General features: G+C 73.1%; 19 protein-coding genes and 1 riboswitch. Of the genes, 12 read left to right on the top strand and 7 right to left on the bottom strand.

From position 1 onward, the window contains the following. Positions 1-128 precede the first annotated feature (128 nt). Entirely contained in the window at positions 129-1,862 is a 1,734-nt protein-coding gene (locus ACFXHB_RS14720; RefSeq protein ID WP_380574496.1) for an FAD-dependent monooxygenase, read from the top strand. A gap of 12 nt (positions 1,863-1,874) precedes the next feature. On the opposite strand, the gene ACFXHB_RS14715 is transcribed toward ACFXHB_RS14720, so the two are convergent. Further along, complete coding sequence (locus tag ACFXHB_RS14715; RefSeq protein WP_380574495.1) at positions 1,875-2,249, bottom strand: hypothetical protein; 375 nt, start codon at positions 2,247-2,249, stop codon at positions 1,875-1,877. A gap of 287 nt (positions 2,250-2,536) precedes the next feature. Here ACFXHB_RS14715 and ACFXHB_RS14710 point away from each other — a divergent pair, with 287 nt between their 5' ends. Together ACFXHB_RS14710 and ACFXHB_RS14705 are read left to right on the top strand one after the other, a co-directional pair. Next, complete coding sequence (locus tag ACFXHB_RS14710; RefSeq protein WP_380574494.1) at positions 2,537-2,740, top strand: hypothetical protein; 204 nt, start codon at positions 2,537-2,539, stop codon at positions 2,738-2,740. Positions 2,741-2,783: 43 nt separating this feature from the next. After that, positions 2,784-3,245, top strand: coding sequence for a hypothetical protein (locus ACFXHB_RS14705; protein ID WP_380574493.1), 462 nt, complete (start codon positions 2,784-2,786; stop codon positions 3,243-3,245). 35 nt (positions 3,246-3,280) lie between these two features. Here ACFXHB_RS14705 and ACFXHB_RS14700 read toward each other — a convergent pair whose 3' ends face one another. The 3 genes from ACFXHB_RS14700 to ACFXHB_RS14690 form a co-directional block, all read right to left on the bottom strand. Then, complete coding sequence (locus ACFXHB_RS14700) at positions 3,281-3,493, bottom strand: DUF397 domain-containing protein (protein ID WP_380574492.1); 213 nt, start codon at positions 3,491-3,493, stop codon at positions 3,281-3,283. Positions 3,494-3,613: 120 nt separating this feature from the next. After that, complete coding sequence (locus ACFXHB_RS14695) at positions 3,614-3,820, bottom strand: DUF397 domain-containing protein (protein WP_380574491.1); 207 nt, start codon at positions 3,818-3,820, stop codon at positions 3,614-3,616. After that, positions 3,810-4,775, bottom strand: coding sequence for a Scr1 family TA system antitoxin-like transcriptional regulator (locus ACFXHB_RS14690; RefSeq protein ID WP_380574490.1), 966 nt, complete (start codon positions 4,773-4,775; stop codon positions 3,810-3,812). The genes ACFXHB_RS14695 and ACFXHB_RS14690 overlap by 11 nt, the downstream gene beginning before the upstream one ends. Between ACFXHB_RS14690 and ACFXHB_RS14685 the strand changes: the two genes are divergently transcribed. The 5 genes from ACFXHB_RS14685 (at position 4,774) to ACFXHB_RS14665 (ending at position 8,207) form a co-directional block, all read left to right on the top strand. Then, positions 4,774-5,028 (top strand): hypothetical protein, encoded by a 255-nt coding sequence (locus tag ACFXHB_RS14685; RefSeq protein ID WP_380574489.1) that lies wholly within the window; start codon positions 4,774-4,776, stop codon positions 5,026-5,028. The two genes, ACFXHB_RS14690 and ACFXHB_RS14685, sit on opposite strands and share 2 nt — an antisense overlap. Further along, positions 5,025-5,228 (top strand): hypothetical protein, encoded by a 204-nt coding sequence (locus ACFXHB_RS14680; protein WP_380574488.1) that lies wholly within the window; start codon positions 5,025-5,027, stop codon positions 5,226-5,228. The genes ACFXHB_RS14685 and ACFXHB_RS14680 overlap by 4 nt, the downstream gene beginning before the upstream one ends. Before the next feature lie 115 nt (positions 5,229-5,343). Continuing rightward, positions 5,344-5,832 (top strand): NUDIX domain-containing protein, encoded by a 489-nt coding sequence (locus ACFXHB_RS14675; protein WP_380574487.1) that lies wholly within the window; start codon positions 5,344-5,346, stop codon positions 5,830-5,832. Between the two features lie 70 nt (positions 5,833-5,902). Next, entirely contained in the window at positions 5,903-7,420 is a 1,518-nt protein-coding gene (locus tag ACFXHB_RS14670; protein ID WP_380574485.1) for a hypothetical protein, read from the top strand. A 49-nt stretch (positions 7,421-7,469) separates the two neighbouring features. Beyond that, positions 7,470-8,207 carry a hypothetical protein gene (locus ACFXHB_RS14665; RefSeq protein WP_380574484.1) on the top strand — a complete coding sequence of 246 codons (738 nt, stop codon included), beginning with the start codon at positions 7,470-7,472 and terminating at the stop codon, positions 8,205-8,207. Between the two features lie 15 nt (positions 8,208-8,222). On the opposite strand, the gene ACFXHB_RS14660 is transcribed toward ACFXHB_RS14665, so the two are convergent. Then, positions 8,223-8,615 carry a winged helix-turn-helix transcriptional regulator gene (locus ACFXHB_RS14660; RefSeq protein ID WP_380574482.1) on the bottom strand — a complete coding sequence of 131 codons (393 nt, stop codon included), beginning with the start codon at positions 8,613-8,615 and terminating at the stop codon, positions 8,223-8,225. 100 nt (positions 8,616-8,715) lie between these two features. Here ACFXHB_RS14660 and ACFXHB_RS14655 point away from each other — a divergent pair, with 100 nt between their 5' ends. From ACFXHB_RS14655 to ACFXHB_RS14645, 3 genes are all read left to right on the top strand, one after another. After that, positions 8,716-9,123: a RidA family protein gene (locus ACFXHB_RS14655; RefSeq protein ID WP_380574481.1), complete on the top strand. Its 408-nt coding sequence runs from the start codon at positions 8,716-8,718 to the stop codon at positions 9,121-9,123. Between the two features lie 174 nt (positions 9,124-9,297). After that, entirely contained in the window at positions 9,298-9,759 is a 462-nt protein-coding gene (locus ACFXHB_RS14650; RefSeq protein ID WP_380574480.1) for a pyridoxamine 5'-phosphate oxidase family protein, read from the top strand. Positions 9,760-9,889: 130 nt separating this feature from the next. Next, positions 9,890-10,273 carry a VOC family protein gene (locus ACFXHB_RS14645; protein ID WP_380574479.1) on the top strand — a complete coding sequence of 128 codons (384 nt, stop codon included), beginning with the start codon at positions 9,890-9,892 and terminating at the stop codon, positions 10,271-10,273. 116 nt (positions 10,274-10,389) lie between these two features. Here ACFXHB_RS14645 and ACFXHB_RS14640 read toward each other — a convergent pair whose 3' ends face one another. Next, positions 10,390-11,250, bottom strand: coding sequence for a bifunctional 5,10-methylenetetrahydrofolate dehydrogenase/5,10-methenyltetrahydrofolate cyclohydrolase (locus ACFXHB_RS14640; RefSeq protein WP_380574478.1), 861 nt, complete (start codon positions 11,248-11,250; stop codon positions 10,390-10,392). Between the two features lie 21 nt (positions 11,251-11,271). After that, positions 11,272-11,357, bottom strand: a riboswitch (ZMP/ZTP riboswitch). 455 nt (positions 11,358-11,812) lie between these two features. Between ACFXHB_RS14640 and ACFXHB_RS14635 the strand changes: the two genes are divergently transcribed. Beyond that, positions 11,813-13,849: a SpoIIE family protein phosphatase gene (locus ACFXHB_RS14635; protein ID WP_380574477.1), complete on the top strand. Its 2,037-nt coding sequence runs from the start codon at positions 11,813-11,815 to the stop codon at positions 13,847-13,849. Between the two features lie 280 nt (positions 13,850-14,129). Here the strand turns inward: ACFXHB_RS14635 and ACFXHB_RS14630 are convergent, their stop codons facing one another. After that, positions 14,130-16,013 carry a protein kinase gene (locus tag ACFXHB_RS14630; protein ID WP_380574476.1) on the bottom strand — a complete coding sequence of 628 codons (1,884 nt, stop codon included), beginning with the start codon at positions 16,011-16,013 and terminating at the stop codon, positions 14,130-14,132. Between the last annotated feature and the right edge of the window lie 69 nt (positions 16,014-16,082).

Raw genomic sequence — 16,082 nt, 5'->3', positions numbered from 1 at the left:
TCGCCAAGTGTTTAGAAATGGTCGCCGTCCGACACCGCTCCCGGGACGCCGCCGCGGTACCGGTGGCGGGCGGGCGCCGGTCGGGAGCAGCCTGGAGGGAGGCGGTCGGCACGACCCCGGGAGCGGTCATGGACGAGATCGACGTACTGGTGGTGGGCGCGGGCCCGGTCGGACTGACGGCCGCGGCCGAGCTGCGCCGTCACGGGGTCGACTGCCGGATCGTGGACCGGCTGGCCGCCCCGCAGCACTACGCCAAGGCCGTCGGCGTCCAGCCGCGCACCATGGAGGTCTGGGACGCCATGGGCCTGGTCCGGGCGGCCCTGGACGAGGCGGTCCCGATGCACGGCCAGCTGCTCTTCGTCGACGGGCGGCCCGGCCCCCGGATCGAACTCGCGCTGCCGCCCGACATCCCGTACGGCTTCGCCGCGCTGCCCCAGTACACGACGGAGCGACTGCTCACCGAGCACCTCGCCGGGTACGGCACGCCCGTCGAGCGCGGCACGGAACTGGTCTCAGCCGACCAGGACCCGGACGGCGTGCTGGCCGTGCTCCGCACCGCCTCCGGGCCGCGGGAGCTCCGGGCCCGCTACGTGATCGGCTGCGACGGCGCGCACAGCCTGGTCCGCAAGGCCGCCGGCCTGCGGTTCGAGGGCGACGCCTTCCCCGAGCAGTACATGCTGGGCGACGTCGAGGTCGAGTGGGACCTGCCCGCCGGCTACGGCGTCCGCGCCACCCACCACGACGCCGACGGCCGGGTGGACGACCTGCTGGTCTGCATCCCGCTCCCCGGGCGGGGCCGCTACCGGATGTCGATGATGGTGCCCGACGAACTGGCCGGCCCGGACGCGGCGGACGGCGTCGCCCACGGGCTGGAGGGCGGCGCCGCCCCCGAACTGCGGCACATCCAGGCCGTCCTCGACAGGCTCTCGCCCCGGCCGGTGCACGCCTCGGCGCTGCGCTGGTCCTCCACCTTCCGGATCAGCCACCGCCTGGTGGACCGCTACCGGGCCGGCCGGCTCCTGCTGGCCGGCGACGCCGCCCACATCCACCCGCCCACCGGGGCGCAGGGCATGAACACCGGCATCCAGGACGCCCACAACCTGGCCTGGAAGCTCGCGCTCGCCGTCCGGGGCATCGGCGCCGACGGGCTGCTCGACAGCTACCACGCCGAACGGCACCCCGTGGGCGAGGAAGTGGTCGGCCGGACGGTGCGCAACGCCCGGAGCGGGGTCCAGGCCTCCCCCGGCGCCGCCGAGGACCTCGGCACGGTGCTGCGACGGGAGGCCCAACTGCTGGTCGGCTACCCGGACAGCCCGCTGGTCGAGCCCGGTCCGGGCAGTGGGTCCGGTGCGGACGGCGGGCCCGGTCCGGGCAGCGGGCCCGGTGCGGACGGCGGGCCCGGTGCGGACGGCGGGCCCGGTGCGGACGGCGGGCCCGGTGCGGACGGCGGGCCTGGCGGGCCCGAGCCGGGCGACCGCGCTCCGGACTGCCGGGAGCTGACCCGCGACCTGGCGAGCTACCCCGTCCGGCTGTTCGACCTGCTGCGCGGCCCGCGCCACACCCTGCTGTTCCACGTCGACACCGCCACCCCCGGTGTCCTGGTCACCACCTGCGCGGTGGCCGCCCTCTCCACCGCGCACGGACTGCTGGACGTCTACGCGCTGCTCGCCCCGGACGCGCCCGCGCCGCCGTGGCGGCTGCCGACCGCGCGGGACTCCGCCGGGGAGTTCCGCGCCGCCTACGCGGCCCGCCCCGGCGAGGCGTTCCTGATCCGCCCCGACGGCTACCTCGCCGGACGGTTCCACCCGCCCACCCCGGAGGGCCTGGCCACCTGCCTGCGGCGCACCTTCGGCACGGGGTGAGGGCCGGCCGGCTCAGCCGGTCGGCGCGGCCCCGAGCAGGCGCTGCCACAGGGTCTCCGGCGCCACGCGCGTCCGGTAGTCGAAGTAGAGGCCCAGGTCGCCCTCCTCGCTCGCGAACGAGTCGAGGGTGCGCTGCCCCATGGCCTCGTCCAGGAAGCGCGGCTGGTCCCACGGGGCCGTCAGCAGCGCGACCGGGTCCGTCTCCGGCTCACCGGGCGGGCCGATGTAGACCACCCAGCAGGCCATCTGGGGGAAGTAGCCCGAGACCGCGACCTGGCGCACGAGCTCGCCGAGCGTGGTGGAGCCTTCGGCTGGTACGACGCCCCGGTGGGGTGCGTCCACGTCGTCGCCCATGGCGACGCTGGCACGCGTGATATTGACTCGCATGGGGCCAGCGTAGCGAGTATTCGTCATTCTGACGAGAATGGTGCCTGCGGGACACTCCGGCGTGGCCCGACGGCGTTTCACCGCCCGCCCCCGCTGGAACAATGAGGTCACACCGTCGGCGAGGGGCCGCCTCGGCGCACCGCGCGGCGCGACTCCGGATGCGTCGACTCCCGACCTCTCGCGCGGCCGTCGCGGTCTTCACGGTCGGCCCGAGGAAGCCGCCGGATCGCCCGCCGCGGGCGCACCGAGTCGCTCCCCTCCGGCGCTACTCGGGGAGTTGGGGAGAGATGGGCTGGCTGATCTTCTTCATCGTGGTGGCGATCGTCGGGTTCGGCATCAAGGGCATGCTGGGCGGGGACGACAAGCGCAGGAAGTCCCGCTACCGGGGCGGGGACGGGGGCAGCAGCAGCTCCGGCGGAGGGTGCGGCGGGGGCGGCTGCGGAGGTGGTGGCGGCTGCGGCGGTGGAGGGTGCGGCGGCGGCAGCAGTTGAACGCTTCGAAACGACCGCATCGGCCGGTCGGAGAGGGGACAGCGTGCTCGCGCGAACGTTCGCCCGGCGCCTCGACCGCGTGCAGGCGGCGGTCGACACGCTCGAACTCCCGCCGGCCGTCTACCGGACGTGCCCGTTCCAGCCGCGCGAGCTGGTCGAGACGGGGCTACGGCAGTGGCTGCGCTGCTGCGGAGCGGCGATGCTGGACCGGGAGGTCATCGGCATGCCCTCGTTCGCCGTCGACGAGGCCTGGCACGGACTGATCCTGTGCACCGAGCGCTACGCGGCCTTCTGCCGGGCGGCGTACGGCCGGTTCCTCCACCACCATCCGCAGGGCGGCGAGCTGTCCGGGAGCGCGGAGCGGGCGGGATCGATGCACCAGCAGCTGCACCGCACGGCCGTGGCCTGGGAGTTCGTGGCCGGCCCCGGCGAGGAGTGCGTCCTGTGGGACGTGGATGTACGGGTGGGCGTGCCCGAGCCGTGGGGCCGAACGGGCAGCGCGTAGGCCCCCGGCCGGCGTGGCGGCCGGGGGCAAGAGTGTCAGGCGTCGCCGAACTCGCCGACCCGGACACCGGCGACGAAGGAACGCCAGGCGTCGGAGGGGAAGACGAGCGCAGGACCCTCGGGGTCCTTGGAGTCACGGACGGGGACGAGGCCAGGGGAGTCGGCCGCCACCTCCACGCAGGTCCCACCGTTGTTGCTGTGTGAACTCTTGCGCCACTGGGCGCCACTCAGGTCTACGGACATGCCCATCAAGTCCCTCCCCCACGCGTAAAATCAGCTACCCATGCTGGCGGCGTCTATATCCCCACGAAGAACCACGCAAACGGCCCCCGATCGGCATACCGATCGGGGGCCGCAGACGACAGCCGGTCAGACGCCGCCGAAGTCGCCTGCCCGGACACCGGTGACGAACGAACGCCAGGCGTCCAACGGGAAGACGAGCGCAGGACCCTCGGGGTCCTTGGAGTCACGGACGGGCATGACCCCCTCGTGGCCGTCCGCCACCTCGACACAGCCACCCTGACCGTTACTGAAGGTGCTCTTGCGCCAATGGGCACCACTGAGGTCAACGGGCATCGTCCTCGAAGTCCTTCCGTGCTTTTCGGATGAAGGCCAACGACGCCGCCTGCGACAGCGCCTCGACCTGGAGCCGATCGTAACTGCCAACCCAGCCAGCTACCGTCTCGGCATCCCGCTCAAGATACCCACGCTGAAGGGTCTCGGTGTACCCCATGACTCGGCGGTCCGGAAGCACCAGGAGAACAAGTGGATAGTTGAGCGGCCTGTCCTCCCCCAGTTCAAGCGGAGCGACTTGAAGGACGACTGTGGGGCGCTGCGACAAGGCCTCCAGATGCCTCAACTGCTCGGCCATCACTTCATGACCACCGATCGGCCTGATCAGGCATGTTGCATCGAGGACAGCCTGGACCGTCGGCGGGCGACTGTCGGACAGGCGACTCTGGCGCGCTTCCAGGAAGGCCAGCCGTTCGGTTGCCTGAGCCTGTGTTGAATGACCCTGTCGCACCGCAGCCGCCTCGTACGCCTCAGCGTACGAGTGAACTTGCAGCAGGCCAGGGACCACGCCGATCTCGAAGAGCCGTATGGCCGTTGCGTGCGATTCATGCTCAGCGAACTCCGGAAAGCCTTCGATCAGGACACTGTGCTCTAGCTGATCAAGCATTAGCTCGATCGTCCCGCCGGTCTCCAGGGCTCGGTCCGCTTCGCAGGCGAGCCGACGGCTGGGCGACTCCACCCCTCGTTCAATTCGCGAGATGTAGGACGCTGAAAATCTGATGAGTTCGCCGAGCTGCACCTGGGTTAGGCCGCGAGCCTCGCGTGACCTGCGCAGCTGAACACCCAGCGCAGCACTCGGGGATGACGCTGGATCAAGATCTCGGCGATTCACGCGACTCCTCAACTGAACCCAGTCCAACTCGTCAGTTCCGTAGCTTCCGATCGTAGCTCCATCCACCCCACCATGGATACAGGTCGTAACAGACCAATCGCCCAGAGCTACCAAGGGAGCCCCCATGCCCAGCCGCCCCCGCATGCCCGCGTACACCCCCGCGGTGGGCGAGGTCGTCCACGACCTCGCCCACCGGACCTCCAACGGGCAGCCCTCCGAGGCCGTCTACATGGACACCCTCGGCGGCGCCGCCTACCTCAGACCCGAAGCCGGCGGCTGCGAGTGGACCACCGGCCCCCACCACATCCGGCCGCTCGACAGGCCCCGCTTCGTCGACGTCCAGCGCCCCAGCCGGCCGCGCGCCAACGATCCGGCGTGAGCCCCGCGTTCAGGCTCCTCACCACACTCCTCGGGGTCTCGGCCCTCAGCGCCGCCACCGCCGCGCTCGCCTGCTGGCCAATCCGCCACGGCCCCCTCGGACCCCGCCTCCTCATCTCCGGCCTGTTCCTCGCCACCGGCCTCGTCACCGCACTCCCCGCCTGCTTCACCCGACTGTCGGCGACCACACCCGGCCGCTGACCCCCGAACTCCCGCGTGCCGGTGTGGTGCGCCACGCGGGACGCCCGGTCCGGCCCGCGACCCCAGCCGCGAGCCGGACCGGGCACTCACCCCCAACTCCCCCAAGGAGCCCACGGTGCTCTACCCCCTGCCCGAGATCCTCACCAACCCGCCCCGCCGACGCCTCGGCCACCAGGCCCTCGTCCTCAACACCGACGGCGCCGTCCTGCTCGTCGAGACCACCTACAAGACCGGCTGCACCCTCCCCGGCGGCAGCGCCGAACGCAACGAACTCCCCCACCTCGCCGCCCGCCGCCACACCGAGACCGAGACCGGCCTCGTCCTCCCCCTGCGCACCATCCTCGCCACCGACTACGTCGACGCCCAACTCCTCCCCGAAGGCGTCAACTTCGTCTACTGGGGCGGCCGCCTCACCCGCGCCCAGGAAACCACCGTCACCCGCCACCGCCCCCCGCACCGCATCATCGCCCTGCACTGGGTCCAACCCGACCGACTCGCCGACACCATGGCCACCGACCAGCACCGCCGCACCGCCCAGGCCCTCACCGCCCTCGCCCGCGGCGCCCACCTCCCCTTCCTCCTCCGCGGCATCCCCGCCGAATAACTGTCGGACGAGGGCCGGAGGTAAGGTCGGTGGCTCATCAGTCAGTTGTGAGCCCTAGTGAGGTCAGCACGTGGAACCGACGGGGGACGGCGGCCCGGGTCACCCGGCTCCGACGGAAGTCCGCAACGACCTCTCGGGCCAGGTGTCCGGACCGGCCATCCAGGCGGGAAGCATCCACGGCGACGTGAACGTCGTGATGGTGACCACCGCCCGGGAACCCGACCTCCCCGACGAAGCCGACCTTCCCGATCAGGCCGTCGCCGAGAGACTGCGCAGGTCGTCGCGCAGCTGGCGGGCGCGTTTCTCCAGTGTCGATCTGGTCAACCTGCCACGGATCGCGATGCTCGCGGACGGGAAGGCCGTGATCAGCGCGGCCGCGAAGGCGGGACTCGACGTCACCAAGCCGTTCGGAGGCCAGGCACTGGCCCCCGGGCTCTTCGTCCAGAACGTCAGGCCGTTGTTCGAGACCTGGCACTCGGAGGAGGCGACGAAGCTCGCCGACAACACGGTCGACGATGTGTACCGCGGCCTCCTGGTCTCCTTCGAGGGCAGAATGCGCTGCCGCAACCCGCCGAGAATGCCCCCGACCGAGCCCACCGGCGTCCTCTCGAAGGACCCGCACCTCCTGTTCGACATCGGCGAGCGCCGGGTGATCATCACCTTCGACCCGCGATGGCTCACCACGTCCACGGCCTCGGGCACGCTCCACACCGCCGCCCGGAACCCACTGGTCTACTCGGGGCTGGGCGTCGTGACGGCGGTCCTGGAGGACGGCACGGTCCGGGTCTCGGCGCTCGTCTTCGGTCAGCCCGAGAGCCCGTTCCAGTCCCAGCTGAAGCACGCGGAAACGTCCAGGCTGCGAACTCCGGCCGGGCTCACCACCGCCGACTTCCAGAACGAACACTCCACACGCACCGGGCAACCGCTCCCCCGACTCCGCGAAGGAACAACCGTGCGTCGTACAGGCGTCGCTCTCCTCTTCGACGAGGACCAGGTGATCTCCGGTCAGATCGACCGCTCCGTGTTGGCCCGGTCGACGCGGATCGCCCCGGAGTACCGTCGCGACCTCGGCGTGGCGGTCGCGAGCCTGGTCCTCGGTCCGGCTCTCGACGTGGGGGCCACGGCGGCCGACATCGCCGCACACCTGCTGGCCCGGGCGCCCTCGCTCTGGAAGTCCGTGACGGTCCCGGGGCTCACCGCGCTACTCTGTGCGCGCAACATCGCCGTGTCCACCGTCACCGGGCTCAGCACGGAGCAGATCGCAGACCTCGACGAGTTGATGCGGGCGGAGGTCCCGAGCTATCTCGGCGGCGTGGAGCTGGACCGGACCCTGCCGATACAGGAGCAGCTCTTTCCGGAGTACGACCAGTACCACGTCGTGGGCGCCGAGCTCCGACTGGTCCACAGCGCCGAGAGCCGGTACATCGCCGAGGCCGAGGGCCTGGACCTCGACGAGCCGCTGGAGGAGTGGCGGCGGACCGGACTCTTCCGCACGGTGACGTGGGAGGAGGACACCCGCCAGTCGGCGGAGGAGGAGCAGGTCGCCCTGTACCTCCTCCAGGACTGGCTGGGCGACCGGGCCGATTAGGGTTCGCTCCGGCGGATCCTGACCGGTCGCACCACCGTACGCTGGGGCGGTGCTGCTCCCCACCGTCCCGCGCACCCGCCTGCGTTCCGCCGATCGGCCGGCTGTCGACACGCCGTTCGGCCCGCTGACCTTCACCACGACCATCGGGAACACCGCTCTTGCGCCCCCGCCCGACGAGCTCTTCCGGCTGCCCGCCGATCGCACCGTCGCCCGCTGGGTGACTCCTGCGGCCCGCGTCGAGCTGCTGCTGACCCCGTACGATCCCACGCTGGACCCCGAGACCTGGGGGCCGCTGACCGACTGCCGCGCGGCGGTCTGGAGGATCGACGCCCTCGCGCCGCTCGGGCGGGTGCGGTTCTCGGCGGAACTGCCGGCGCCGCTTCCCGAGGGCGCCGACAGTGGGTACGACGGGGGGCAGGGGCTGGCCGCGATCACGGTGGAGGACGAGACGACCCGGCTCACCGTCGGGGGCAACGACGAGGAGGCGATCTGCTGGGCGGCCGAGGCGCGCGAGGTACCCCGGCGGTGGGCGGCGCTGATCGACGAGGTGTCCGAGCACGCGTCCCGCACGTGGGGCGTGGACTACGGCCGCTCCCCCTCGATGTCCTGGACGCTGCCCCCGCTGGAGGCCGGCGAGCACTGTGAACTCCCCGTGGTGGCAGCTTGGGCCCCGGTCGCCGACGAGAGCGCGAACACCTGGTACGCCGTCATGCCGTCGCCGACGGTGGTGCTGCGTCAGGTCGCTGCCGAGGCGGCGAAGCGGGCCGACACTCCGGCCCCGGGCTGAGCACCACCCCGGCCGTCACGCCCCGTCGAAGCGGTGCCGGGCGGACTCGATCGCCTCCAGGTGCCGGTGGGTCCAGTCGCACATGGCGTCGACCGTGGCGCGCAGCGCCCGGCCCGGTTCGGTGAGCGTGTACTCGACGCGCGGCGGCACGGTGGGGTGCACCGTCCGCTCGACCAGGCCGTTGCGCTCCAGCAGGCGCAGGTTCTGGGTGAGCATCTTGTGGCTGATGCCGTCGATCCGGCCGCGCAGTTCGGTGAACCGCAGCGTGCCGTCGCCCAGGGTCTCGACGATCAGGAGCGCCCACTTGTTGGCGATGTCCGAGAAGATCTCCCGTGCCAGGGAGTCCGCGCGGGTCAGGTCCGCGTCGTCGACCGGGCCCTTGGGGCCCCTGAGCTGCTTGGTCACCATGAGGTTCCCCAGTCACCGAAAAGTGCGTTCTTCCACGTCAGCCGCCACTCTCCTACGGTTACCGAGTCACCGCAAGAGAGCACAGGAGGCAGAGAGCACGATGGCCATCACCCTGCTGAACCCCGCCGGGCTGCCCGAGATCGACGTCTACCGGCAGGTCGCGGTCGCTTCCGGTTCGCGGACCGTCTACGTCGCCGGGCAGGTCGCCTGGGACGCCGACGGGGCGACCGTCGGCGTGGGAGACCTGGCGGCCCAGGTCGAACGGTGCTACCTCAACGTCGGCACCGCCCTGGCCGGGGCCGGGGCGTCGTTCGACGACGTCGCGAAGCTGACCGTCCACGTCGTCGACTGGACACCCGACATGATGCCGCTGCTCCTGGACGGAATCGCGCGAGCGGCGTCGAAGCTCGGGACCACCGCCGCCCCGCCCGCGACCCTGCTCGGTGTGGCGGCCCTGGACGTCCCCGAGCACCTGGTCGAGGTCGAGGCCGTCGCCGTCCTCGACTGAGCGCACGTCACCGATGCCCGCGCGCCGGAAGTCGGCGGGTCCGACTTCCGGCGCCTACTCCGGCGTCCGCCGTCCCGTGGGGCACCGAGTCGGAGGCCGAGGGCGTCATCGGTCGCCGGGAGTAGGTCCCTCGCCCCATGTGCGCTCCGCACCCGCTGACTAGGGTCGGCACTCATGCAGACCACGGGAATCGTTCGCCGTCAGGCGGCGGAGCGCAGGCGCGACACTCTGGCACGGCTCGTCCGCGAGCGGGACGCGTGGGTGTCGACCGCGCATCCCGATCACGGGCCGCACCAGGTGCCGCTCTGGTTCCGGTGGGACGGACAGGCGGTGTGGATGTGCACCACCGCCACGTCCGCGACGGCACGCAACGTCCGAGCGGACCCACGCGTGCGCCTGGCGCTGCCCGACACGTTCGACGTGGTGCTCCTCCAGGGTGAGGCCGCCTGGTTCCCGGACCAGGACGTGCCCGGCGACGCGGCGGCGGCGTTCAGCGCCACGTTCGGGTGGGACCCGCGTACGGAGGAGGATTCGTACCTGTACATTCGCGTGACGCCGAAGACCGTGCGCGCCTGGCGCGGCGAACCGGAGCTGCGCGGCAGGGTGATCATGCGCGACGGCACGTGGGTGGAGTAGCAGCCGTCCTGCGACACGGCACGTCCTCGGCGCACACATCCCCGGGCTCTCGACGAGGAGCGCACCGGCCCGACGGAGCCGGCCGCGATCCGGTGGCGGACCGAGCCGTACGTCGGGCAGGCTCGTGCGCATGGTCTCAGTGATACAGAACGTGGCGATCGACTGTGCGGATGCCCATGCACTGGCTCGCTTCTGGAGCGAGGTGCTCGGTCACCCCCTGCACGCGGAGGACAAGCCCGGTGATCCGGAGACCGAGGTGATGCTGCCGGAGGGCCCGCTGCTGCACTTCAACCAGGTGCCGGAACCGAAGACGATCAAGAACAGGCTCCACCTGTGCCTGCGTCCGACGACCACGCGCGAGGAGGAGGTCGAGCGGCTGCTGGCCCTCGGCGCCACCCTCGTCGACGACCGCCGGGAACCCGACGGTGCCGGCTGGGCCGTCCTCGCGGACCCGGAGGGCAATGAGTTCTGCGTGCTCCGCAGTGCGGCCGACCGCGCGGCGATGTCGTCCTGACGCCGACGGATCCGCTCGCGACGCCACCTCCGGAGCGGGCCCCGGCCGTCCTGACCCCGGAAGGACCCGGCGGCCCGAGCGGCGGACCGCGCGCCGGGCCGCCGGCTCCTCCCGGGTCAGGACCGGCTGAGCTGACGTGCTGCCGCGTCGACGGTCTGCGCGAGGAGGACGGCGATGGTCATCGGACCGACACCACCGGGGACGGGAGTGATCAGGCTCGCCCGGTGCCGGGCGGTCTCGAAGTCGACGTCCCCGACGTTGCCCGGGTTGTAGCCCGCGTCGATCACCACGGCGCCGGGCTTGATGTCCGCCCCGTCGATGAAGCGCGGCCGGCCGACCGCGGCGACCAGGACGTCCGCCTCACGCACGATCGAGGGCAGCTCGACGGTGCGGGAGTGACAGTAGGTCACCGTGGCGTCCCGCCCGAGGAGGAGCATGCCGACGGGCTTGCCCAGGATGGGGCTGCGTCCCACCACGACGGCGTGCTTCCCCGTGAGGTCGACGTCGTACTCGTCCAACAGGCGCATGATCCCCCCGGGCGTGCAGGAGACGAAGCCGGGCAGCCCGAACCCCATCGACGCGAAGGAGTGCGTGGTGACCCCGTCGACGTCCTTCTCGGGAGCGATCGCCTCGAACGCGGCGCGCTCGTCGATGTGCGCTCCCACCGGGTGCTGGAGCAGGATGCCGTGCACGTCCGGGTCCTCGGACAGCGCGGTGACGGCCTCCACCAGGCCGCCGGTGCTCACCGAAGCCGGCAGGGCCACGTGTCGCGAGCGGATGCCGGCCTTCGCGCAACGGGCCTGCTTCATCCGGACATAGGTGACCGAGGCCGGGTCCTCTCCCACCAGCACAGTCGCCAGACAGGGGGACACCCCGGTGCGCAGACGGATGTCCTCGGCCAGTGCGGCGCTGGTCCCGGTCATTCGGCGGGCGAGATCCGTACCGGCCATCAGCCGCGCCTGCCGCGTCTCCATCATGTGCCACTCCTGAGCTCCACGGTGAGGTGCCCAGGCGCACGGCATCGACGATGCGTCAGGCCGCTCCCCGGTGGTACTCCACCTCAGCGCCAGTCACGGCCCGAGCCCACGATACCCGCGACCACCGGTCGGTTGGTCCCGTCCGCCGGAACTCGATCAGCCAGGTGTCACCCTTGGTGATCCGCGGCCGTAGCGCCTCCTGACGCGTCGCGGCGCCGCGACGTGCACAGGTTCCGGGTGCCGGCTCCGCGCGGTGCCCAGGGCGCTGCGGTGGAGCGCGGCCGCGGTTCGCGCGTCACCGGCGTGGCGGTGGGTCGGCCGGCGACCCCGTCGCCGCAGACTCCCCTGCCACCCTCCCCAAGGGCGACAATCGTGGCATAACGGTACAGACGCACCGGCCAGAACGTATCGTGCCAAGGACGGCCGCGGGCGATCGCCGACCGGTGGGAGGCCACGCCGTCCACCGGCGGGAAGGCCCCGAGGCACCCGCCCCGGAGGCACCCGGCCCCGAGTCACCCGGGCGCCGCCGCAGGAGACAACACCGGACAAGGGGGCACCACGGGTGGTCGATCCGCAACTGACACCCGAGGTCTTCGACCGGGCGATCGTGGCGATCGCCCTGACCGCGGGCCGGGAACACCGCCTGGTCTACCGCAACGACGCCTTCCGTGAGCTCTTCGGACCGCGCTCGATCGGCGTTCCCGTCCGGGAACTGTTCGCCGAACCCGGCGTGGAGCGGTTCTTCGAAACGCTCGACCTCGTCCTGGCCGACGGCACCGCCCGCCAGGTCACCACCCCCCGCACGGTGGAACGGCCCGGGGACGACAGCGACGACCATCGGCACTTCGTCTACAGCTGCTCACCCATCTCCTCCCGCTTCGGCCCCGGCATCCTGATCGCCGCGATCGACACCACCACCGAGGTGCACGCCGCCCAACAGGCCGAACAGCTCTCCAGCGACCGCCTGCGCACCCTGGAGCGGTACGAGGCGCTGATCTCCGCCGTCTCCCAGCTGGTCTGGATCGTCCGCGCCGACGGCTCCATGGCCGAACTCGTGCCCGGGTGGCAGCGGCTCACCGGGCAGCCCTGGCGGGAGACCATGGACGAGGCGTGGTTCGAGCTCATCCACCCCCGGGACCGCGCCGGGCTGGCCGAGAAGTGGACGAAGGCGGCGACCGGCGAGCCGTCCATGTTCGAACACGACTTCCGGGTGCGCACCGCCTCCGGGGACTACCGGCACGTCGCCGCGCGCGCGGTGCCGATCGTCCGCGAGGGCCGGCCGGTGGAGTGGGTCGGGGCCACCTCCGACATCGAGGACCGCTGGCGCAACCGGCTGCGCGAACGCCTGCTCGCCGGGGCGCTCGCGGTGACCGAGACCGCCCGGCCCGACGACGCCTTCGCCGCCGTCGCGGACCTCGTCGTCCCGGAGCTCACCGACGCCTGCACGGTGTTCCTGCTCTCCACCCGCGAACACACCACCCGGCCCGACGAGATCCTCGGCACCCGGATCGCCTCCACCGCCCGGCCGGGCCTGCCACCGCTGCCCGCCCTGCGCCAGCAGAGCTACCGGCTCGGGCCCGCCGCCCTGCGGGTCGTCGCCCGCCAGGCCCCGGCCCTGCTCACCTTCCCGGTCGGCGACATCCCGCCCGGCGTCGTCCCCCGCGAATCGGCCCAGTGGCTGACCCGGGCCCGCGCCACCAGCCTCACCCTGCTGCCCATCGTGATCGACGGCACCACCGTCGCCCTCGCCGCGGCCGCCGGCTGCGAGGACACCCCGCCCCCCGGCCGGACCGACATCGACCTGCTCCAGGAAGTCCTCCAGCGCGCCCAGGCGACACTGCGCCAAACCCTGGAACTGCAGCGCACCCGGCAGGTGGCGCTCGTCCTCCAGCGGGCGCTGCTCACCGCCCCGCCGATCGTGCCGGGCGCCGAGCTCGCCGCGCGCTACCAGCCCGGTAACCGGGCCGCCGAGGTCGGCGGCGACTGGTACGACGCGTTCCTGCTGCCCGACGGCTCGCTCGCCCTGACCATCGGCGACGTGGCGGGGCACGACCTCACCGCCGCCACCACCATGGGGCAGCTGCGCAGCATGCTGCGGTCCGTCGCGTACAACCGCACCCACCTGCACACGCCCGCCGACACGCTCACCGCGCTCGACACCGCCGCCGACGGCCTCGGGGTGGCCGCCTTCGCCACCGCCGTCCACCTGAACCTGGTCCGCGACGGCCACGGCTGGCGGGCGGCGTGGTCCAACGCCGGGCACCCGCCGCCGCTGCTGGTGCCCGCCTCGGGCGAGCCCCGGTTCCTGAGCACCGAGGAGGCCGACAGCGATGTGCCGCTCTGCGTCGCCCCCGCCGAGCAGCGGCACACCCACTGGACGGACATCGCGCCCGGGGACACCCTGCTGCTCTACACCGACGGGCTGGTCGAGGTTCCCGGGGAGAACCTGGCGGCCGGGCTGGAGCGGCTGGCGCGGGCGGCGGGCGAGGCCGGTCACCGGCCGCTGGACGAGCTCTGCGACCACGTGCTCGCCCAGGTCGCCGACACCCGGGACGACATCGCCCTCCTGGCCTTCCGCACGCTGGCCGCGCCCGGCTGAGCCGTCCCGCGCACGTTCCGGCCCCGGGGTGGCCGGTGACCGGTCGGCCGCACCGCGCGGGAGCAGCCGAGTGACCGGTCAGCCCCGCGCGGTCGGCGGGCGGCTGCGGGCGGCCGGGGAGCGCGGTCGGCGGGCCGGGCGCGGACCGTGGCGCCTGCCGCCGACCCGGGCGAACGTCCCACGCCTGACGTTCGCCCGGCGGGAGCCGGACCGGGCCCACGGCACACCGAACAGCGGCCACGCCGGAAGAGCCGGCGCGGCCGCTCGGGTCGGGCGCGGCTCAGCCGCCCCGGGGGAACGAGCGCTTCACCTTGCCCTTGGTGTCGGCGGCGAGGTAGCCACCGCCGTACGGGCCGGAGAGGTAGACCCGGATGCTCGGCGTACCGTCGAGGCTGTCCGGGCCGATGATCAGGTAGCGGCTGGTCGGGTTGGGGACGTTCAGCGTGTCCTGGGCCTTCTGGAGCAGCGCCGGAATGATCTCCCAGTCGTAACTCCGCAGGTCGACCGTCTTGTCCCGGGACGTCATCGTGCCACCCGGGGTACGGGTGACCTTGCCGGCGCGGTAGTCGAGCCGGTCGTAGACCGTGGCGTCGGCGGCGGTCGGCCCCGTGGCGCTCGCATAGGTGGGGTAGACGGTGAGGTCGGTGATCTTGGAGTCGGCCAGGAACGGGCGGACGGCGTCCACCGTGGTGCGGACCCCGGCCGGGGTGAGGAAGTCCGGCGGAACGGCGGACGGGGGCGCGGACTTGGTCGCCCCCGGCGAGGAGGCGGCGGGCGCGGGCGTGGCGGCGGTCGAGGCGGCGGCAGGCGCACCGGGGTCCGCGCTCCCGGTCACCCCCGTGCTGGACGCCGCCGGGGGCGCGGCGGCGTCGGAACCGCCGGGGGCACCCGAGTCGGGCCGGAGGTTCCAGGCGAGGACGCCGGTCAGCGTGACCGCGGCGACCGAGAACACCACGGCCCGCGCCCGCCTGCCGCGCGGCGCGGGGACCACCCGGCCGGGCGGGGTCGCGTCGGTCGGGAACTCCGGGTGAGCCGTGGACCCGGGGTGAGCCGTGGACCCGGGGTGAGCCGTGGACCCGGGGTGGACCGGGCCGGTGGCGCCCGGGTGGACCGGCGCGTCGACCGGGCCGGCGCCGTGGCCCCAGCCGTCGCCGTAGCCGTACGCCGGACCGGTGGCGGCCCCGGCACCGGCACCGGGCGACAGCCCGAACGTCGCCCGGTCGGCGCCCGGCCACGGAGCCGGCGCGGGCCGCGGTGTGTCCAGCCCCGTCGGTGACCAGGCCACCGCGCCGAGGGCCGGACCGTACGACGGCCCGGGAGCGCCCCCGGCCTCGGCGTCCGCGAGCGCGCGGTCGAGCTGCTCCGCGTCCGGCCGGGCCGCCGGGTCCCTGGCGAGCAGGGCGGCGAGCAGCGGCCCGAGCTGCCCCGATCGCACCGGCGGCGGCAGCGGCTCGTCGAGCACGGCGGCGAGGGTGGCGAGCGTGGTGGCCCGGCGCAGCGGGTGGTGACCCTCGACGGCGACGTACAGCATCATGCCGAGCGACCACAGGTCGGAGGAGGGATCGCCCTCGGACCCGCGGATCCGCTCCGGGGCGATGTACTCGGGCGAGCCGATCAGGGCTCCGGTGCTGGTGAGGGCGGTGGCGCCGTGCATGGCGGCGATGCCGAAGTCGGTGAGGACGGGAGTGCCGTCCGGTCGCAGCAGGACGTTCCCGGGCTTGACGTCGCGGTGCTGGATGCCGGCCGCGTGGGCGGCGCGCAGCGCCGAGAGCACCCCGCGGCCGATCCCGGCGGCCTCGGGCACCGTGAGCGGGCCCCGGGCCAGCCGGTCGGCGAGGCTGCCGCCGGTGACCAGTTCCATGACGAGCCAGGGGTGGGGGTGGTCGGCGGTGTCGACGATGTGATGGATGATCACCACATGGGGGTGCTGGAGCCGCGCCAGGGCGCGCGCCTCGCGGAGCACCCGCTCGCGCAGCTCCCGCGCGCCCTCCGGGTCGGCGGCCGCCATCGCCGGATCGGGCGGGCGGACCTCCTTCAGGGCCACCTCGCGGTGGAGCGCGTTGTCCCGGGCGCGCCAGACCAGGCCCATGCCTCCACCGCCGAGCCGTTGCAGCAGTTCGAAGCGGCCGTCGATGAGCCGTGCGTCCGACCCCTCAGCGTTCATGGCCGTCATGGTAGGAGACGCCGCCGACACCCTCGCGGCCGGGACCACCGGGACTGCCGGACCGGCGAG

It is taken from the genome of Kitasatospora sp. NPDC059327, from assembly GCF_042752535.1.
Classification (GTDB): domain Bacteria; phylum Actinomycetota; class Actinomycetes; order Streptomycetales; family Streptomycetaceae; genus Kitasatospora.
The sequence above is the reverse complement of the archived record's forward strand: the minus strand, read 5'-3'. Positions and strand labels throughout refer to the sequence as shown.